This is a genomic window from Burkholderia lata (assembly GCF_000012945.1).
Classification (GTDB): Bacteria; Pseudomonadota; Gammaproteobacteria; order Burkholderiales; family Burkholderiaceae; genus Burkholderia; species Burkholderia lata.
In genome coordinates, this window is record NC_007511.1 from 3,474,944 (window position 1) to 3,490,887 (window position 15,944).

Below are 15,944 nucleotides of genomic sequence, written 5' to 3' on the forward strand. Positions count from 1 at the left end.
CAGAAGTCAATCAACTATAGAGGGGTGCTTCCGTTCACCGTTCTAATGAGGACGCGGGTTTGACTTTAGCGATTCGACTATTGGAGGTCATGTCCTGCGATGGGACATATTAGGACATGAACTTGGAGTTACTTCATCCTTGGTCGCGCCATAGATGATCGAAGGGCCGAAACTGGCCGAGAGCCGCTGTCGGAGATGCGAACCAGGCCGGTTACGTCGACTCGGTCGACAGTCGGAAAAGCATGGTGCCGGCCACCCATGAGGCATGAATCCGGACGGCGACATCACGGATGTGTTGTCGACCATGCGTAGATAGAACAGTCGCGGTAACTCAGTCACACAATCGCAAAACCGTGGCACCAGTCGCACGCACGCCGGCACCCAACAGGTGCGTAATCCGCCACACGCAGTTCACGCACGAACGAGCCGCTGCAGGCGTCGCACCAGCGTCAACGCCTGCTGCGCCGACGTCAGGTTCGTGAAGCCGAGCATCATGCCGGGCGGCATCCGGCCGCCCGGGCTCCAGTCGTTCAGCGGCTGGACGGAAAAGCCCTGCGCATCGGCCATGCGTGCGACGGCGCGATCGTCGACCGCCGTGCGCCAGTAGACCACCACATGCAGGCCGCCCGCGCGGGGCGGAATGTACAGCGTCTCACCGAACACCTTGCCCAACGCATCGATCAGCCACGCACGGCGGGTGGCGTAAAGCGCACGCATTTTCTTCAGATGGCGCGCGAAATGCCCTTGTTCCATGAAGTCCGCGACGACCGATTGCATCAGCATCTGGCCGCTGCCGCCGAGCCAGCCGGCGGTATCGCGAAAGGCGGCGACCTGCTCCTCGGGCACGACGAGATAACCCAGCCGCAAGCCCGGATACAGCACCTTGCTGAACGATCCGGTGTAAAGCACGCGGTGGTGGCGATCCAGGCTCTTGAGCGCGGGCAGCGGGCGGCCGTGGTAACGGAACTCGCTGTCGTAGTCGTCCTCGACGATCCAGGCGTGCTGCTGGCGAGCCCAGTCGAGCAATGCCAGGCGTCTCGGCAGCGACAGCGCGACACCGAGCGGGCTTTGATGAGTCGGCGTCACCACCGCAAAACGCGCATCGGCCGCCCGGCGTTGCCCTGCTTCCACGCACAGGCCGTCGTCGTCGACCGGCACCGACACGAGCCGCATGCCCGCGTGCTCGAGCACGCGGCGTGCGTGGATATAGCCGGGATCCTCGAACCAGCCGGTGTCGCCCGGACGCAGCAGCGTCCGGCAGATCAGGTCCAGTGCCCCGCGATACCCGGCGGTGATGAAGATCTGCCCGGCCGAACAATCGATGCCGCGCGACACGCCGAGATAGGCGGACAGCGCGCGCCGCAGCGCATCGTGACCTTGAGGCGGCGCGTAGTCCAGCGACGGGGTCGCCATCGCCCGCACATGACGCCCGGTCAGCCGTATCCACGGCATGCGCGGAAACGCATCGAGCGCGGGAATGCCCATCTGAAACGGCTTCGGCCCGCTCACCGCCGAATCGCCGCGCGACGGTTCGTCCGGCCGCGGCGCGATGGCGCGCGGCTGCCGGCCATCCGGCAGCTGGGGTGAAACGACGGTGCCGGCGGGCCCGCGTGCGACCAGGTACCCTTCGCCGATGAGGATCTGATAGGCCGCTTCGACGGTACCGCGTGCCAGATTGAGTTCGCTGGCCAGGCTCCGTACCGACGGCACGCGTTTGCCCGGCGTCAGCTTGCCGGTCTCGATCGCATCGCGGAAGCGCCCGACCAGTTGCCGATAGACAGGCATGTCGAGATGACGGTCCGGCATCAGATCGTCGAATTTCATGTCCCAGTCAAATAGTCACTTTTTGGACCTTCAGGATACGCCATCCGATTCGTACAGTAGCGACATTACCGTGGAGCAATCGTGATGCCAGAGATCCATTTGAAACGCGCCGTGACGGACGAGGATTACCGGTCGGCGTTCGACGTGATGCGCGAGCTGCGCCCGCACCTGACCGATGTCGATGCGTTCGTGCGGCAGATGCGCCGCCAGGCCGAACAGGGTTACGTGCTGCTGACCGCGCGGCACGGCAGCCCGGACGGTGCGGTCGTCGCGCTGGCGGGATACCGTCACCTTGAAAACACCGTGTACGGCCGCTTCGTCTATGTCGACGATCTGGTCGCGACCGAGCACGCGCGCGGTCAACGGCTGGGCGAGCGGCTGCTCGATGCGGTGCGCAACGACGCGCGGCAACTCGGTTGCGCGCAACTGGTACTCGACACCGGGCTGTCCAACGCGCTCGCGCAGCGCTTCTATTTCCGCCAGGGGCTGCTGTCCCGCGGCATGCATTTCACCCAGCCCCTGCAGGCGCGCTGATGAACAACCTTCTTTTCGTCGATGCCAGTCCGCATGGCAGTCGTTCGCTGGGCGCGCGCATCGCGCGCGAAGCCATCGCGCAGTGGCAGGCGGCCCACCCCCATGCACGGGTCGTGTCGCGCAGCCTCGGTCAACCCGGGTTGCCTTCGATATCGGCCGACTACGCGCATGCGCTGGTCGCGAGGCAGCCGGATTCCGATCCCGCGCTGGCCTGCTCCGAACAACTGATCGCGGAAGTGGAGCACAGCGACGGCGTGTTGATCAGCACGCCGATGCACAATTTCACGGTCCCCGCCGCGCTGAAGTTGTGGATCGATTTCGTGCTGCGTATCGGCCGCACGTTCGCGGCCACGCCGGAAGGCAAGGTAGGCCTGCTGGCCGATCGTCCCGTACTCGTGCTGGTGCGCTCCGGCGGCATCTGCAGGGGCGCAGCGGCACGGCAGCCCGATTTCCTGACGCCGTACCTGAAGCAGGTGCTGGCCGTCATCGGCTTTTCGACGGTCGATTTCATCTACCTGGAAGGCGTTGCGCCGGACGACGCAGCCATCGATGCGGTGCGCGGCCAGTTGGCCCAGTCGGCCCTGCTGGCTCGACGCGCGACGGAAACGGCTTGAATCCGCCACGCCCGGGCGCTCGCATGCGTGACCCGAAGCGTACCGGGGTCGGCTGCTAGCGGACACCCCGAGCCGGGCGCGTCGCCGTCACGACTCCAGCCGCCCCATCCTGCGCGCCATCGCCGGGCTCACCGCATGCACCGGATCGAACCCGAAGAAGTCGAGCACGTGGCGCGCGACGTCGTCGCGATCGTTGTCCGCGCAGATCATGTGATAGCTGTTCTCCAGCACGATCCCGCGCGCGTCGGGCATCTTCTCGAGCAGGAAATCGGCCGAACGCAGGCTTGTCAGCTCGTCCTCGCGCGCATGCAGCACGAGCGTCGGGCACGGCGTGCCGGCCGCGGCCTCGAGCGCCCAGTCGCGCATCCGGTCGACCTGCCGCACGCACGCGAGCGGCACCCACGCATAGTGGAAACTGTCCTCGCGTTCGAACTTCTTCTTCACGATCGCGCGGATCGTCGCGTTCTTGATGCCGAACGGATCACCTTCCTCCACACGCATCCGCTCCGCCACACCCGGCACGCGGTACAGCACGTGCCGCAACGCGCGGTACCACGGCGTCGACCAGCCGTCGATGAACACCGGCGTGGCCAGCAGCGCGAGCCGGCCGCGCGCATGCTGCACGCGATGGCACAGCAGCAGCGCGACCAGCGCACCCATGCACATGCCCGCGACATGCAGCGTGTCGTACTCGTTTTCCAGCGCGCGATACTGTTCGGTCACCGCGTCGAGCCACGCCTCCGCGCGCACGCCGACCAGATCCTCGGGGCGCGTGCCGTGCCCCGGCAGCGTGATCATGTGCGTATCGGCGCCCGCGCGCCGCATCGCCTTGTGCAGCGAACCGAGATCGTATTGCGTGCCGCCGAGCCCGTGGATCAGCAGGACGCCCGTGCGGCCCGTCATGACGCGCGTCCGCTCATTCGTCCGCCGCCGGCCACACGCGCTCGATCTGCCAGACGCCCGCCACCACCGTCACGTCGACATTCGAATCGAGCAGCGGCGCACCGTGATCGGTGATCGTCTGCGTGCCGCCGTCGCGCTGCACGATGCGCAGCGACAGCGACGCGCGATCCTCGCCCGCGATCTCCGCATCCCAGTAGTCGCGCAGCGCATCGCGGTCGCCCGACTGCACGCGTTCGAGCACGAGCGGCACGCTCGCGATCTGCGACGCATCGACGCCGACGCCGAACACACGCTCGACGTCGCCGCTCCAGTCGATCCGCCCCGACTCCGGATCGAGCACGTACGCGATCTGGCCGGCACTCGCGAGCGCGAGCTCCATGTTGTTCTGCAGGACCGCCGCATGTTCGTGCACGCGTTCGCGCGTCGTCTTCAGCGTGCTCACCGTCAGCACCAGCAGCGACGCGACCGCCAGATACAGCTGCGCTTCGAGCAGCGCACTGCCGTAATGCTCGTGGAACGACGAGAACGGGCCGTCGCCCTGCGCGGTCTGCTCGATCACGATCAGCGCGAGCACCAGCACCGACGACGAGCCCGCGCGGCCGCCGAGCAGCAGCGTCACCGCGACGGTGAGGAACAACGGGATATACGTCAGTGCGAAGCCCGCGCCCGTGCCGAATCTCTGCGACGTGTCGCCGTCGAAAATCACGAGCGCGGCGCCCACGACCAGCACGAACGAGACCATGCCGAGCACCAGGTCGAAGCGCTCGTGGTCACCCGAGCGGTGCGCGCGAAAGCGCGACCATGACGCGAGCACCGGCGTGACCAGCAGCACGCCGACGAAATCGGACGCGGCCCACACCGACCACACGTCGAAGAACGGCGCGCCCTTCACCACCGTGTACCAGGCCGCGCCGCCGATCGCGCCGACCACGCCCGCGATCAGGCCGGCGAGGATCACCGAGCGCAGGAAATACAGCCCTTCGAGCGAGAAGCGCACGCGCTGGACGAGCCACACCGCGAGTGCGGCCGCGCCGACCTCGTCGACCGTGAACAGCACCGCGTTGACCAGGTTGCCGTGTTCGATGCCGGTCAGCGCGAGTTGCCCGACGAGGAACGCACCGGCCAGCGTCAGCCATTCGCGCATCGGCCGCAGCATGAACGCGCCGACCGTCACGCCGGCCGGCAGCCAGATATAGCCCGTCAGCCGGACGGGGCCGTTGAACTCATGCGAGATGTAGCCGGTCGCGAGATACAGCGCCGCCCAGAGCAGCGCGGCGACGAGGCCCGGCCGCGATCGTTTGGTGTCCATCGAGAATCCCTGTGTGCTGCGCCTGCGGTCGGCAGGTGCGCGATGTGCGAATGATATGCGGACGGGGCGGGCCGGGGAATACCGGGGGCCGGAAGCGCGTGCGGGGCGCCGGCGCGCCCGCAAGCTGGCGGTTGTGACCGGGCAAGTATCGGAAAAGTTCGGTGTGGACCGGGTACGGTCAGGACGCGTCAGAACGTCGTCTTGGCCGGATGGCCAAAATCGCCCGCGGCCGGTGGATCGCACCTAGCATGAAAGACATCCGAAAGCATTCGCTTCCGGTATCGTCCACGTCATCCGCCCACTTTCCACATGACCCTACGCCATGAAAACCGTCCCGGCCCGGCCGATCCCGGCCCCCTCTGCGCGATGAGCCGCTTTCGCGCCACCTACGACGGGCCCGCGCTCGAATCGTCCGAGATGGACGTGCGCGAACTCGCGCCCGCGCTGCTCGCCATCGGGGATCTGCTCGACGCGTCGACCCGCGCGCTGTGCGGCAATCAGGTGCGGCCGCAAGTGAACGTGCGCGGCAGCTTCAAGACCGGCAGCTTCGGCATCGACTTCACGCTCGCGACCTCGCTGCTCGGCCGCATGCGCGACATGCTGAGCGGCAACGAAGGCACGGCGCTCGCCAATGCGGTCACGATCCTGACCGCACTCGGCATCGCCGCGCCGAGGGCGGGAAAGGGGCTCTTCGCCGTCCTCAAATGGCTGCGCGGGCGCGAGATCCTGCAGGTGCAGATGCAGGACCACACCGCCATCCTGCACGTCGAAGGCGACACACTCGAAATCGACCTGCCCGTCCTCACGCTGCTGCGCGACGTCCGCGTTCGCCACGCCACCGAGCACGTGCTTGCGCCGCTCGCGCGCGAAGGCATCGTGGTGTTTGCAGTCGGCACCGACACGGAAATCGTCGAAACGGTCGACCGAAGCGAAATCGCGTGGTTTCACGCGCCCGAACCCGCCGGCTCGCTGATCCTCGACGAGCATTGCAGGATGGCGTTCTCGATCGTGTCGCTCGCGTTCAAGGACGACAACAAGTGGCGGCTGTACGACGGCACGTCGACGATTCACGCGGCGATCACGGACACCGGCTTTCTGTCGCGCGTGAACAACAGCCAGGTCAGCTTCAGCAAGGGTGACGTGCTCGTGTGCAATGTCCGCATGCAGCAGTGGCAAACCTCGGACGGAGCAAAAACCGAATACGAAGTGACGAATGTCCTCGAACATCGCCCGGCCGCCCTACAGATTCAGTTGCCGGGGCTGTGACGCCCTCCCGCCTCAATCCACTCGCCGCCACACCGAGATCGGTATGTCGCCGTTCGCACGCGGCGGCACGCGGTAGCTCAGTTCGCCGTCCTTCAACTGATAGCGTCGCGTCTGCGTTTGCCCGATCCAGTTCGGGTACGACGCATTGACGATGTGAAACGCGAGCTTGTGATTCGCCGGATCGACGGTCAGCGTGCCGTAGTGGGTACTCGAGCCGAGCACGGCTTCGCGGAATTCGTCCGGCGTGCCGGTCGCCTTGTCGTTCGACGCGAAGCGTGGGCGTTCCGACTTGAAGATCTGCAGCGAGTAGTTCCCGTGCATGTCGATCAGCAGCAGCCCCTTCGGATCGGCGCCATAGTCGCGACCGACCGTGCCATCGGGATGTTGTACGTCCGCCGCGACCAGCGTCCACGTCCCCGCGAGCGACGGCGCGGCCGATGCGTCGCCCGGAATCATCGATGCGGCCAGCAGCATGCCGGGAAAGCCTTGGCGGAATATCGAGCGGATGTTCATTCACTGTCCTCGTGAGAAAGAAGGGAAGCCACCTCACGGGGATCCGCAGCCGCGTATCGCGCGCATCCCCGTGAACCGGAACGACCGGTTCAGTTGATGGTAGCGACGAGAATGTGCAATAAATACGATAATTCTAAATCGACTTATAAGAAAAACCGAATCATGACGCTCCCGAATCTCGACATGGATGCGCTGCGCACGCTGATCGCCGCGGATCGGCTCGGCAGCCTCAACCGCGCCGCCGACCGGATCGGCCGCTCGCAGTCGGCGGTCAGCCAGCAGATGCGCAAGCTCGAAACGCAGATCGGCCAGCCGCTGTTTCGCCGTCAGGGGCGCGGCCTCGTGCCGACCGAGGCCGGCGAACTGATGCTGTCCTATGCGCGCCGCATTCTCGAACTGAACGACGAGGCGGTCGGCGCGATCCGCGGCGCGGCGATCGAGGGGGCCGTGCGCTTCGGGCTGCCAGGCGACTTCGCCGAATCGTGGCTGCCCGTCGCGCTCGGCCAGTTCAAGCGCACGCACCCGGGCGTGCGCGTCGACATCGTCGTCGACGGCAACGGTGCGTTGCTCGACCGGCTCGATGGCGGCGAACTCGACATCGTGCTCGCGATGGGCCGCGGGCATCGGGCCGACGCCGAACATCTGGTCACGCTGCCGATGGCGTGGATCGGGCCGCAAGGCATCGACGTGCGTCCGCGCGCCGGCGTGCCGCTGGATCTTGCGCTGTACAAACCGCCGTGCCTGTTCCGCAAGGCCGGCACCGATGCGCTCGACAAGGCCGGGATCCCATGGCGGCTCGCTTACACGACCGGCAGCCTGCAAAGCCTGTGGGCAGGTGTCGCGGGCGGACTGGGGATTTCGGCGAGAACGATGGTGGGTGTGCCGCCAGCACTGCGGCAACTCGGAGAGCGCGACGGCCTGCCGCCGCTGCCGTCAGTCGACGTGTGCCTTCATGCGGGCGAAGGCGATGCGCCTTCCGCGCTCGCGAACCTGAAACGCGTGGTGGTCGACACGCTGATCGCCAATCTCGCGGATACGCAAAAGATATCCGGCCGGCACGCCGCATGATCGGCCAGGCATGCGCGCCGGCTTCGGCGCTGTGCCCTTTGACCGGCTGCCCGCCATCGGGAATGATGCGCTGCGGGGTTCAACCTTCCCGTCGACGATCCCGCCTTCCCGAACGAACGAGCCCGCACGATGACACATGCAATCCGCCTGCGCCCGGCGTCTGCCGCCGACCTGCCGTTCCTGTTGAACCTGCGTCGCCTCACGGTGACCGAGCACCTGCAACGCGTTGGCGCGCCGACCGACGACGACGCGCACGACCGGCGCATCCGCGCGCATTTCGACGATGCAATGATCGTCTGCGAAGGCGATAACGCCATCGGCTTGCTGAAGGTGACACGCGCCACCGACGAGTGGCACGTGCACCAGATCCAGATCCTCCCCGCGCACCAGGGCCGGGGGATCGGCGAAGCCGTGCTGAACGCAATACTGACCGACGCGGCACGCACGCACGTGCCGGTGTCGCTCAGCGTGCTGCATGGGAACCCGGCGCGGCGGCTCTATGAACGGCTCGGCTTCCACAGCGAATCGGAAACCGAAACGAGCGCGAGCATGATCTGGCACGCGTGACGTCCGGCGTTCCGACGCCGCCGCGTTACTGCATTACTGCGTGATCTTCGCGTCCTTCAGCAAGTTGCCGATCATCTGCGCACTCGCCTTCTCCACGGCCGCCGCCTGCAGTTGCTGCTGAAGCCCCGGCTTCGCGGTCGCGAAGCCCGGCACCTGGGTCGGCCGCTTCGCATCCAGCTTCACGATCGCCCGCACGCCATCGACCGGGATCGAATCGCTCGTTGCGGCGCCTACCTTCAGTTTCTCGAGCGCCTGCGCGATCGGCAACGGCAAGCCGGACGTCTTGCCTTCCGTCACCGGCGTGTGGAAGCTCACCCACGGCAGTTCGCCGCCGGTATCGCGGCTCGGCGCCATGCTGTATTGACGCGCCAGCCCTTCGAACGACTTGCCCGCCTTCAGCTCGCTCAGCACCGTCGCGGCTGTCACCGGATCCTGGACGATGATCAGGCGCGGCTTGTACTCGTTCTTGCCGAGCGTGGCCACGAGTTCGTCGTAGCGCGCCTTGACCTGTTCTTCGGTCACCGGCTCGGGCTTCACGTTGTCGCGCAGGTAAAGCTGCACTTCGGCATTCGCTTTCGCCTGCTGCACCGCCGCCTTGACCTCGGGCTTGTCGGCGTAGTTCGCCTTCTCGGCGGCCTGCTGAACCAGCACGCGTGTGATCAACTGATTCTTGATCGCCTGGCGGATCTGCGGCGAGTCGGGTTGCCCGGACGCGCGCAGCAACGTATCGACGTCGGCCTGCATGATCGGCGTGCCGTTGACCGTCGCAACGGTCGCCGCGGTCGCCGTCTCTGCGTGGGCAGTCCCGCTCAGCGCGCCAGCCAGCGCAGCGATCAGCAACAGGCGGTTCGGTGTGGTTTTCGTCTTCATCTTTTCGTCACTTCGGCTCAAAAAACGCGGCATGGGGAAGCCGCGCAAATACCCCGGCGCTGCAATGCGCCGGCGCAACCCGTCAGTCGATTCGGTTCATCGTCATGGGCACGCGCAGTGCCTGCCGATGCCGCTGTCATTGTGCCCGGAAGCGGTTTTCCGCGTCGTGTGGTTGGGGACAGCCGCCCGGCGGGCGGTGAGGCGCGCGTTGCGCACGCCGGCCATTACGAGCGCGTGATGTGGAAATTCTGTGGAAGCGCCGTGGAAATCGCGCGAAACCGCGATGAATCACATCATGGCTTCGCGCGCCCGGCCGCCGAACGAGATCGAGGCGGCCGCGCACGCATCGTCAAAGTCAGGGCGTCCACCGGTACACGGTGATGCTGTTGCCCTTCACGTTGTTCTTCATCACCACGTACTCGCCGTTCGATCGACGATACGCACGAATGCTGTACATCGCATCGATCGCGCTGCTGGTATCGACGGTCGCGGGGCTCGCGTTGACCAGCGTGGTGTCGAGATTGCCGGTGGTGAGGTTGAACGCGTCGACGTTCGGCCACAGCGGCCCGCTGCTGCTGAACCAGTAGCCGACGAACAGATGGTTGCCCACCGCGTCGATCGATTTCGCGCCGCTGTGCGGCAGCGTGATCACCGGGTCCGGCTTCGTCGTGTTGCCCGCGCTCCAGCCGTGATACACCTCGATGCGCGTGCCGATCGACGTCCAGTCGTTGGTCCCGATGGCGCCCTGCGCGAGCACCATCGTGTCGCTGTCCGCGAGATAGACGATGCGCGTGAGCGGCTGGATGCTGTCGGGCACGCGGGTCGCGACGCCCGGCCCCCACGACGGCTTGCCGCTCGCGTCGAAGCCGGTCAGCGGGTAATGGGTAATCGCGCCGGTCTTGTCGAGGCCGGCCCACACGCCGCCCTTGCTGTCGATGCTGAAGCCGCTCGTCACGCGCCGCGTCGTGTTGAACGCGGGGCCCGGGATCGCGCCGTCCGGAATCGCGATGTAGCCGTTCGCCGCGTTGAAGTGGAAGAAATAGAAAATCGGCGGGTTCTGGCCGGCCGCGACGAGAATCCGGTTCGCGCCCACCGACGTGAGCAGCCCGAAATGCTCGTCGCGCTGCGTGTCGCTCATGTTGATGCGCGGATCGGCCGGATACGCGAACGGGTCGACCGTGTTCGCGACGAACTTGCCGCCCGCGCTGCCGCTGTATATGTGCGTGCCGCCATAGAACAGCGCGCCGTCCGTGACCGGGTCCGGCGCGGCGATCCCTTCGAAGTTCAGCGACTGCAGCGTCCACCGCAGGCTGCCGGTGCTGCTGTACGCATGGATGTCGGTCGCGCCGTTGCGGCCGAGATCCCAGCTGCCGCCCCACGGATTGTTGAGCACATAGAGATTGCCGCCGGTGTCCTTGCCGAGCCCGACGATGCGCGTGAAGCGCTGCGCACCGACCTGCCCCTTGATGCCGGTCGTCGTGTCGAGATAGCCGCCGCGCACGCCGAACGTGCCGGCCAGCGCGGGCCGGCCCGCCACCGTATAGCGCTTGATGTTCTGGTCGGGGCCTTCGTCGCCGACCAGCAACTGTCCGGCCGCCGCATCGAAAGCCAGCGCCGACGGCTGCGACCCGGCCGGCATCCGGATCGTGTTCAGCAGCGCACCGGACGGGCTGAAGCCGACGATCGAGCCCGCGCTCTTCTGCGCGACCCACACGTTGCCCGCGCCATCCACCGCGAGCGCGCCCGGCGCCGCTACGCCGAGGTCCCGCTGCCACACGCCGTCGGTGGTGAACACGCGCACGCGATTGCCGTAGAAGTCGCTCGCATAGAGCAGCGAGCCGGCCGTCGCGAGCCCGGTGACGACGTCGATGCGCGGCTGGTTCGTCGCCGCACTGACCTGGATGACGCGGTCGCGATACTTCGTTGCGCGGTTGTAGCGCCCCACCGCGCCGCTGCCGTACGTCTTGCCCGGCTGCAGCGCGACGAACAGCGAGGTCGCATTGCCCGTGATCGCGCTTCCCTGGAACTCCGAGTGCGTGCCGATCGAGCCGGTGCTCTTGCCGTTCTGGTAGATCGCGACACCGCCCTCATCCTCGTCCCACATCGACGCCGTGTAGATCACACCTTCGGGCGCGACCCACATCGCGCGCGCGACGTTGCCGACGTGGGCCGCGAGCGTGCCGTACGTGTTCGCGAGCCAGTCGGTGGTGTTGCCTGCGTGAGCGGAGGGGGTAATCGCGGCGATCGCTGCGGCGAGAAGCGCAGCCTGAAACCGTTGTCTGGCGACCATGACGGATGCTCTCCTGAATGGTGCGAACCTTCACATGAAGGGCCGGCCGGATGGTTTGAAAACCGCAATGCGTAAATTCTTCCCCTGAATCATCCGGCGCAGTCGGTATTACGTGCAGCATGCGTTCGATAATGCGCAGCGCGAGAATAGCGTTATATAAATCAAAAAAAATTGCGAAGCGTTCGTGCTGTTGTGCTTTTCACGGGTTCGGCTTCGATGGCATTGCCTGTGGCGCCCATACGCGCCGACGGCGAGCGCGACGATGCGACAGCGCGACAGTGAATGGTCACTTACACGTCCGTCGGGGATCGGGAAAATCAGGTTTGTGGCTGTCTGCGGGAATATCGCCGTGCGTTCAACGACGACGGATTGAAACGGTGAGCGCCGGTGTCAATCAGGGAATCAGGGAAAACCACCGCACTCGATACAGAATCACGGCCCCCAAAACAAAATCGCCGGCCTGAATCCTTATCGAATCCAGACCGGCGATCATCGATTACCGGGGAGCAGACAACGCGCCACTATCGCTGCGCTGCCGCACTGCCGTGCATCATGCCGATGCCGAGGTCTCCGGCACCTTCACCTTCATTGCACGTCCGTTGCCCGGATCGTTGTCGTCGCGCGGATCGTCGAGCTGCCCTTCCCACTTCGCGACCACGGCCGCCGCGATCGAGTTGCCGACCGCGTTGGTGGCCGAGCGCCCCATGTCGAGGAACATGTCGACGCCCATGATCAGCAGCAACCCGGCTTCGGGCATGTTGAACTGGTTGAGCGTCGCCGCGATCACGACCAGCGATGCACGCGGCACGCCCGCCATCCCCTTCGACGTGACCATCAGCATCAGCAGCATCGTGATCTGCGTACCCAGCGGCAGATGGATGCCGTACACCTGCGCGATGAACAGCACCGCGAACGTGCAGTACATCATCGAGCCGTCGAGGTTGAACGAATAGCCGATCGGCAGCACGAAGCTCGAGATCTTGCGGTTCACGCCGAAGCGGTCGAGCGCGTCCAGCAGCTTCGGATACGCGGCTTCGGAGCTCGCCGTCGCGAACGACAGCAGGAACGGCTCGCGAATCAGCCGGATCAGCGTGAACGCACGCTTGCCGAGGAACGCCACGCCGGCGAGCGTCAGCACGCCCCACAGCAGCGCCAGGGCCAGATAGAAGCTCGCCATGAACTTCGCGAACGTAAGCAGGATGCCGAGCCCCTGGGTGGTGATCGTCGACGCCAGCGCCGCGAACACCGCGACCGGCGCGAACCACATCACCGCGCCCGTCACCTTCAGCATCACCTGCGCGAGATCGTCGATCACGCCGGTCAGGCGCTTGCCCGACTCGCCGAGCGCCGACAGCGCGGTACCGAAGAAGATCGAGAAGACGACGATCTGCAGGATTTCGTTGTTCGCCATCGCTTCCGCGATCGACTTCGGCACCAGGTGGACCACGAAATCCTTCAGCGTGAAGGCGCCCGTCTTCAGGCCGAGGGACGCATCGGACGCCGGCAGCGGCAGGCTCAGATGGCTGCCAGGTTGCAGGATTGTTGCGGTCAGCAGGCCGAGCAGCAACGACGTGAACGACGCGATGAAAAACCAGCCGAACGCCTTGACGCCGACGCGGCCCACGGCACTGCCGTCGCCCATCTGCGCAATGCCGACGGTCAGCGTCGCGAATACCAGCGGCGCGATGATCATCTTGATCAGGCGCAGGAATACGTCGGACAGCAACGATACGTAGCCGGCGACCTCCTTCGCCATGTTCGGGTCGGGAAACGCGCTATGACAGGCGTAACCCACTGCGATACCAAGAATCATCGCGACAACGATGTACTTGGTGATGTTGTGCTTCTTCTTCATTAGTAATCCAAATCACAAAGCGTATGTTGCTAACGGCTGGCACATCTTTCGCGCCCGGCTACGAATCGAAACCCACGTCTCTCTGGGTGCGACGAGCCCGCCCTGACGGTCGCCACGGCGGACAAGGGGGGGCATTCTAACGCAAATGACAGCCCGGCTTTCAAATCTGAAAGTCGAGCGGGTTGATCTGCGTCCGGATGGCGTCGAAAAGGCGGGTTTTGTCGCGATCCTGCCCGCTTCCTGCGCGACCACGCGGGCAATCGGGCCACATTGCCGGTCGTGCCGGGCTTGCCACGGTTCACGCGCCGGCGACAGGAACCGCATCGTCGGGCTCCCCCTCTCCTCCCCGGCGGCATCGCGCTGCGTGACAACACGGTGAACGATCGCGACACATTTCCACAAAGATGCGCAGACCTTGACACTACGGCGCGTAATGCGTCTGTAATATTTCGAAACGATTCGCGGTGACGCCCCGTCCGGGCGTCGATGCGCGATCACGCATCGACAACGCGGGACCAGGTTCGAGTCATTGCTTTCGACAGGCGGACGCGCTCGTTTTCTCAGCAGTCCTGCCCAATGAATGATCGAGGAAAGGCGGCATCGTGATGAACATTCTGTATACCAACTTCCACGGCGACTACGGCGGCGGCCAGGACACCTACGTCCGCGATCTCGCCGCCGCGATGAGCCGGCACCATCGCGTGACGGTCGCGTCGCCGGAAGGCAGCCGCCTGTCGCGATTGTTGAAGGACAGCCCCGACGTGGCCATCTTCGACATGGAATTCAAGCCGCGCTGGAACCGGCTGTACCAGGAGATCGTCCGGCTGCGCCGGCAGATCGTCGCCGAGCGCTACGACGTCATCCACGTGAACGGGTCCGCCGATCACCGGCAGGTGATGCTCGCGCTGCTCGGCTGCCGGTATCGGCCGGCGGTCGTGCTCACCAAGCACAACACCTATCGCGCCGACAGCTTCGGCAACGTGCTGCGCGCGCGCCTCGCCACCGACCACACCATCGCGGTCAGCGACTACGTGGCGGGCATGCTCGCGCTCCGGTCGCCGTATGGCAACGTCACGGTCGTCAAGCACGGCGTGCGCCGGCAGGCCGCGGAACGACTGGCCAGCGACGAAATCCGCCGCCGCAAGATCGCGCTGTTCGGGCCGTCCGGCGCGGACGCGATCGTGCTCGGCAGCAGCGCCGGCACCGCGCCGGAGAAAGGCTGGATGGACCTGATCGCGGCGCTGGGCCGCCTGCCCGAACACGAGCGCGAGCGGTTTCGCGTGCTGCTGGTCGGCGCGGAGCCGACTGCCGAGCAACGCGAGCAGATCGCGCACCACCGCATGGCCGCGCGCACCGCGTTCACCGGCCGCCTCGACGACGTGCGGACGCCGTTCTCGATCATCGACGTGTCGTTCGTGCTGTCGTACCACGAGAGCCTGTCGTATGCGTGCCGCGAAGCGATGTCGCTCGGCTGCCCGGCGATCGTGACGCGCGTGGGCGGGCTGCCCGAGAACGTCGAGCCGGGCGTGGACGGCTGGGTCGTCCCGCCGCGCGAGCCTGAAGCGATCGAGGCCATCCTGCGCTCAATCATGCGCGAGCCCGGGTGCGTGCGTGCGATGGGGCGCAGCGCACGGCTGAAGGGCAAGCGCGAATTCTCGTTCGAACGATTCATCGACGCGACGCTGTCCGTCTATCAGAAATCGATTCGCCACAACCCGTATCGTCGGGTGACATCCATGAGGTCCGTTTAATGGCAATGAACATCTGGAAGAAGTACTGGGACCTGCGCACGCAGGAGTGCCCGTGTGACGTGCACTTCGTCGAATGGCTGGAAACCGCGCGCCTCAACGGCATCCGCATCTATCACTTCGGCACCGGCGGCCACCACCATGTCGGCGTGGAATGCGCGCGGCCGCACCTGAACAACACCGTCTTCGGCGTGACGGCGTCGCCGAAGGAATACAAGTCGTACGTCGATCTCGTCACGCGGCAGCCGGAGGTGAGCAAGACCTATCTGGCCTATTTCGGCGACATCTATACGAGCAATTCGGACCTGCTGCCGGCGTTCGACGTCGTCACGCTGTTCCATCTGTGCGAATTCCGCGACGAGACGAACAGCCGCTACGGCGCGAAGACCGACGCCGAAGTGCTCGACCTGTTCGCCCGCCATACCGCACGCGACGGCCACCTGCTGTTCTACAAGGGCTCGTCGGCGTACCGCAAGGCCGAGCCGATCATCGAGCAATGGGCGGCGAATGCCGATTTCGTCGAAATCGGCGACTTCAAGACCCTGCGGATTTTCCGCAAGGCCGCGTAGTTCCCCGTTCTCGC

14 protein-coding genes are annotated in these 15,944 nt (G+C 65.8%); 7 read left to right on the forward strand and 7 right to left on the reverse strand.

Annotation, left to right across the window (positions count from 1 at the left end; translation table 11 throughout):
* Positions 1–411 precede the first annotated feature (411 nt).
* Positions 412–1,824, reverse strand: coding sequence for a PLP-dependent aminotransferase family protein (locus tag BCEP18194_RS38070; protein ID WP_011356663.1), 1,413 nt, complete (start codon positions 1,822–1,824; stop codon positions 412–414).
* An 84-nt stretch (positions 1,825–1,908) separates the two neighbouring features.
* On the opposite strand from BCEP18194_RS38070, the gene BCEP18194_RS38075 reads away from it, so the two are divergent.
* Both BCEP18194_RS38075 and BCEP18194_RS38080 read left to right on the forward strand, forming a co-directional pair.
* Entirely contained in the window at positions 1,909–2,358 is a 450-nt protein-coding gene (locus tag BCEP18194_RS38075; RefSeq protein WP_011356664.1) for a GNAT family N-acetyltransferase, read from the forward strand.
* Positions 2,358–2,972: an FMN-dependent NADH-azoreductase gene (locus tag BCEP18194_RS38080; protein WP_011356665.1), complete on the forward strand. Its 615-nt coding sequence runs from the start codon at positions 2,358–2,360 to the stop codon at positions 2,970–2,972. The genes BCEP18194_RS38075 and BCEP18194_RS38080 overlap by 1 nt, the downstream gene beginning before the upstream one ends.
* 87 nt (positions 2,973–3,059) lie before the next feature.
* Here BCEP18194_RS38080 and BCEP18194_RS38085 read toward each other — a convergent pair whose 3' ends face one another.
* Together BCEP18194_RS38085 and BCEP18194_RS38090 are read right to left on the reverse strand one after the other, a co-directional pair.
* Positions 3,060–3,875 (reverse strand): alpha/beta hydrolase, encoded by an 816-nt coding sequence (locus BCEP18194_RS38085; RefSeq protein WP_011356666.1) that lies wholly within the window; start codon positions 3,873–3,875, stop codon positions 3,060–3,062.
* Positions 3,876–3,888: 13 nt separating this feature from the next.
* Positions 3,889–5,184, reverse strand: a complete 1,296-nt coding sequence (locus BCEP18194_RS38090) for an MASE1 domain-containing protein (RefSeq protein ID WP_011356667.1) — start codon at positions 5,182–5,184, stop codon at positions 3,889–3,891.
* A 309-nt stretch (positions 5,185–5,493) separates the two neighbouring features.
* On the opposite strand from BCEP18194_RS38090, the gene BCEP18194_RS38095 reads away from it, so the two are divergent.
* Positions 5,494–6,450: a hypothetical protein gene (locus BCEP18194_RS38095; protein WP_011356668.1), complete on the forward strand. Its 957-nt coding sequence runs from the start codon at positions 5,494–5,496 to the stop codon at positions 6,448–6,450.
* A 12-nt stretch (positions 6,451–6,462) separates the two neighbouring features.
* Here BCEP18194_RS38095 and BCEP18194_RS38100 read toward each other — a convergent pair whose 3' ends face one another.
* Complete coding sequence (locus BCEP18194_RS38100) at positions 6,463–6,963, reverse strand: lipocalin-like domain-containing protein (protein WP_011356669.1); 501 nt, start codon at positions 6,961–6,963, stop codon at positions 6,463–6,465.
* A 162-nt stretch (positions 6,964–7,125) separates the two neighbouring features.
* Here BCEP18194_RS38100 and BCEP18194_RS38105 point away from each other — a divergent pair, with 162 nt between their 5' ends.
* Positions 7,126–8,031, forward strand: a complete 906-nt coding sequence (locus BCEP18194_RS38105; protein ID WP_041493422.1) for a LysR substrate-binding domain-containing protein — start codon at positions 7,126–7,128, stop codon at positions 8,029–8,031.
* Between the two features lie 129 nt (positions 8,032–8,160).
* Positions 8,161–8,598 carry a GNAT family N-acetyltransferase gene (locus BCEP18194_RS38110; protein ID WP_011356671.1) on the forward strand — a complete coding sequence of 146 codons (438 nt, stop codon included), beginning with the start codon at positions 8,161–8,163 and terminating at the stop codon, positions 8,596–8,598.
* Positions 8,599–8,631: 33 nt separating this feature from the next.
* On the opposite strand, the gene BCEP18194_RS38115 is transcribed toward BCEP18194_RS38110, so the two are convergent.
* From BCEP18194_RS38115 to BCEP18194_RS38125, 3 genes are all read right to left on the reverse strand, one after another.
* Positions 8,632–9,468 (reverse strand): peptidylprolyl isomerase, encoded by an 837-nt coding sequence (locus BCEP18194_RS38115; RefSeq protein ID WP_041493423.1) that lies wholly within the window; start codon positions 9,466–9,468, stop codon positions 8,632–8,634.
* 355 nt (positions 9,469–9,823) lie between these two features.
* Entirely contained in the window at positions 9,824–11,758 is a 1,935-nt protein-coding gene (locus BCEP18194_RS38120; protein ID WP_011356674.1) for an SMP-30/gluconolactonase/LRE family protein, read from the reverse strand.
* A gap of 550 nt (positions 11,759–12,308) precedes the next feature.
* The gene (locus tag BCEP18194_RS38125) at positions 12,309–13,613 is read right to left on the reverse strand and encodes a dicarboxylate/amino acid:cation symporter (RefSeq protein ID WP_011356675.1); all 1,305 of its coding nucleotides are present in this window, start codon (positions 13,611–13,613) and stop codon (positions 12,309–12,311) included.
* 605 nt (positions 13,614–14,218) lie between these two features.
* On the opposite strand from BCEP18194_RS38125, the gene BCEP18194_RS38130 reads away from it, so the two are divergent.
* Positions 14,219–15,364 carry a glycosyltransferase gene (locus BCEP18194_RS38130; RefSeq protein ID WP_011356676.1) on the forward strand — a complete coding sequence of 382 codons (1,146 nt, stop codon included), beginning with the start codon at positions 14,219–14,221 and terminating at the stop codon, positions 15,362–15,364.
* Entirely contained in the window at positions 15,364–15,930 is a 567-nt protein-coding gene (locus BCEP18194_RS38135) for a hypothetical protein (RefSeq protein WP_241025846.1), read from the forward strand. Before BCEP18194_RS38130 ends, BCEP18194_RS38135 begins: the two co-directional genes overlap by 1 nt.
* Positions 15,931–15,944: the final 14 nt, after the last annotated feature.

What these genes read in the sequence shown, in the direction of transcription:
- BCEP18194_RS38070 (WP_011356663.1), bottom strand. Translation starts at nt 1,824, where the DNA reads ATGAAATTCGACGATCTGATGCCGGACCGTCATCTCGACATGCCTGTC.
- BCEP18194_RS38075 (WP_011356664.1), top strand. Translation starts at nt 1,909, where the DNA reads ATGCCAGAGATCCATTTGAAACGCGCCGTGACGGACGAGGATTACCGG.
- BCEP18194_RS38080 (WP_011356665.1), top strand. Translation starts at nt 2,358, where the DNA reads ATGAACAACCTTCTTTTCGTCGATGCCAGTCCGCATGGCAGTCGTTCG.
- BCEP18194_RS38085 (WP_011356666.1), bottom strand. Translation starts at nt 3,875, where the DNA reads ATGACGGGCCGCACGGGCGTCCTGCTGATCCACGGGCTCGGCGGCACG.
- BCEP18194_RS38090 (WP_011356667.1), bottom strand. Translation starts at nt 5,184, where the DNA reads ATGGACACCAAACGATCGCGGCCGGGCCTCGTCGCCGCGCTGCTCTGG.
- BCEP18194_RS38095 (WP_011356668.1), top strand. Translation starts at nt 5,494, where the DNA reads ATGACCCTACGCCATGAAAACCGTCCCGGCCCGGCCGATCCCGGCCCC.
- BCEP18194_RS38100 (WP_011356669.1), bottom strand. Translation starts at nt 6,963, where the DNA reads ATGAACATCCGCTCGATATTCCGCCAAGGCTTTCCCGGCATGCTGCTG.
- BCEP18194_RS38105 (WP_041493422.1), top strand. Translation starts at nt 7,126, where the DNA reads ATGACGCTCCCGAATCTCGACATGGATGCGCTGCGCACGCTGATCGCC.
- BCEP18194_RS38110 (WP_011356671.1), top strand. Translation starts at nt 8,161, where the DNA reads ATGACACATGCAATCCGCCTGCGCCCGGCGTCTGCCGCCGACCTGCCG.
- BCEP18194_RS38115 (WP_041493423.1), bottom strand. Translation starts at nt 9,468, where the DNA reads ATGAAGACGAAAACCACACCGAACCGCCTGTTGCTGATCGCTGCGCTG.
- BCEP18194_RS38120 (WP_011356674.1), bottom strand. Translation starts at nt 11,758, where the DNA reads ATGGTCGCCAGACAACGGTTTCAGGCTGCGCTTCTCGCCGCAGCGATC.
- BCEP18194_RS38125 (WP_011356675.1), bottom strand. Translation starts at nt 13,613, where the DNA reads ATGAAGAAGAAGCACAACATCACCAAGTACATCGTTGTCGCGATGATT.
- BCEP18194_RS38130 (WP_011356676.1), top strand. Translation starts at nt 14,219, where the DNA reads ATGAACATTCTGTATACCAACTTCCACGGCGACTACGGCGGCGGCCAG.
- BCEP18194_RS38135 (WP_241025846.1), top strand. Translation starts at nt 15,364, where the DNA reads ATGGCAATGAACATCTGGAAGAAGTACTGGGACCTGCGCACGCAGGAG.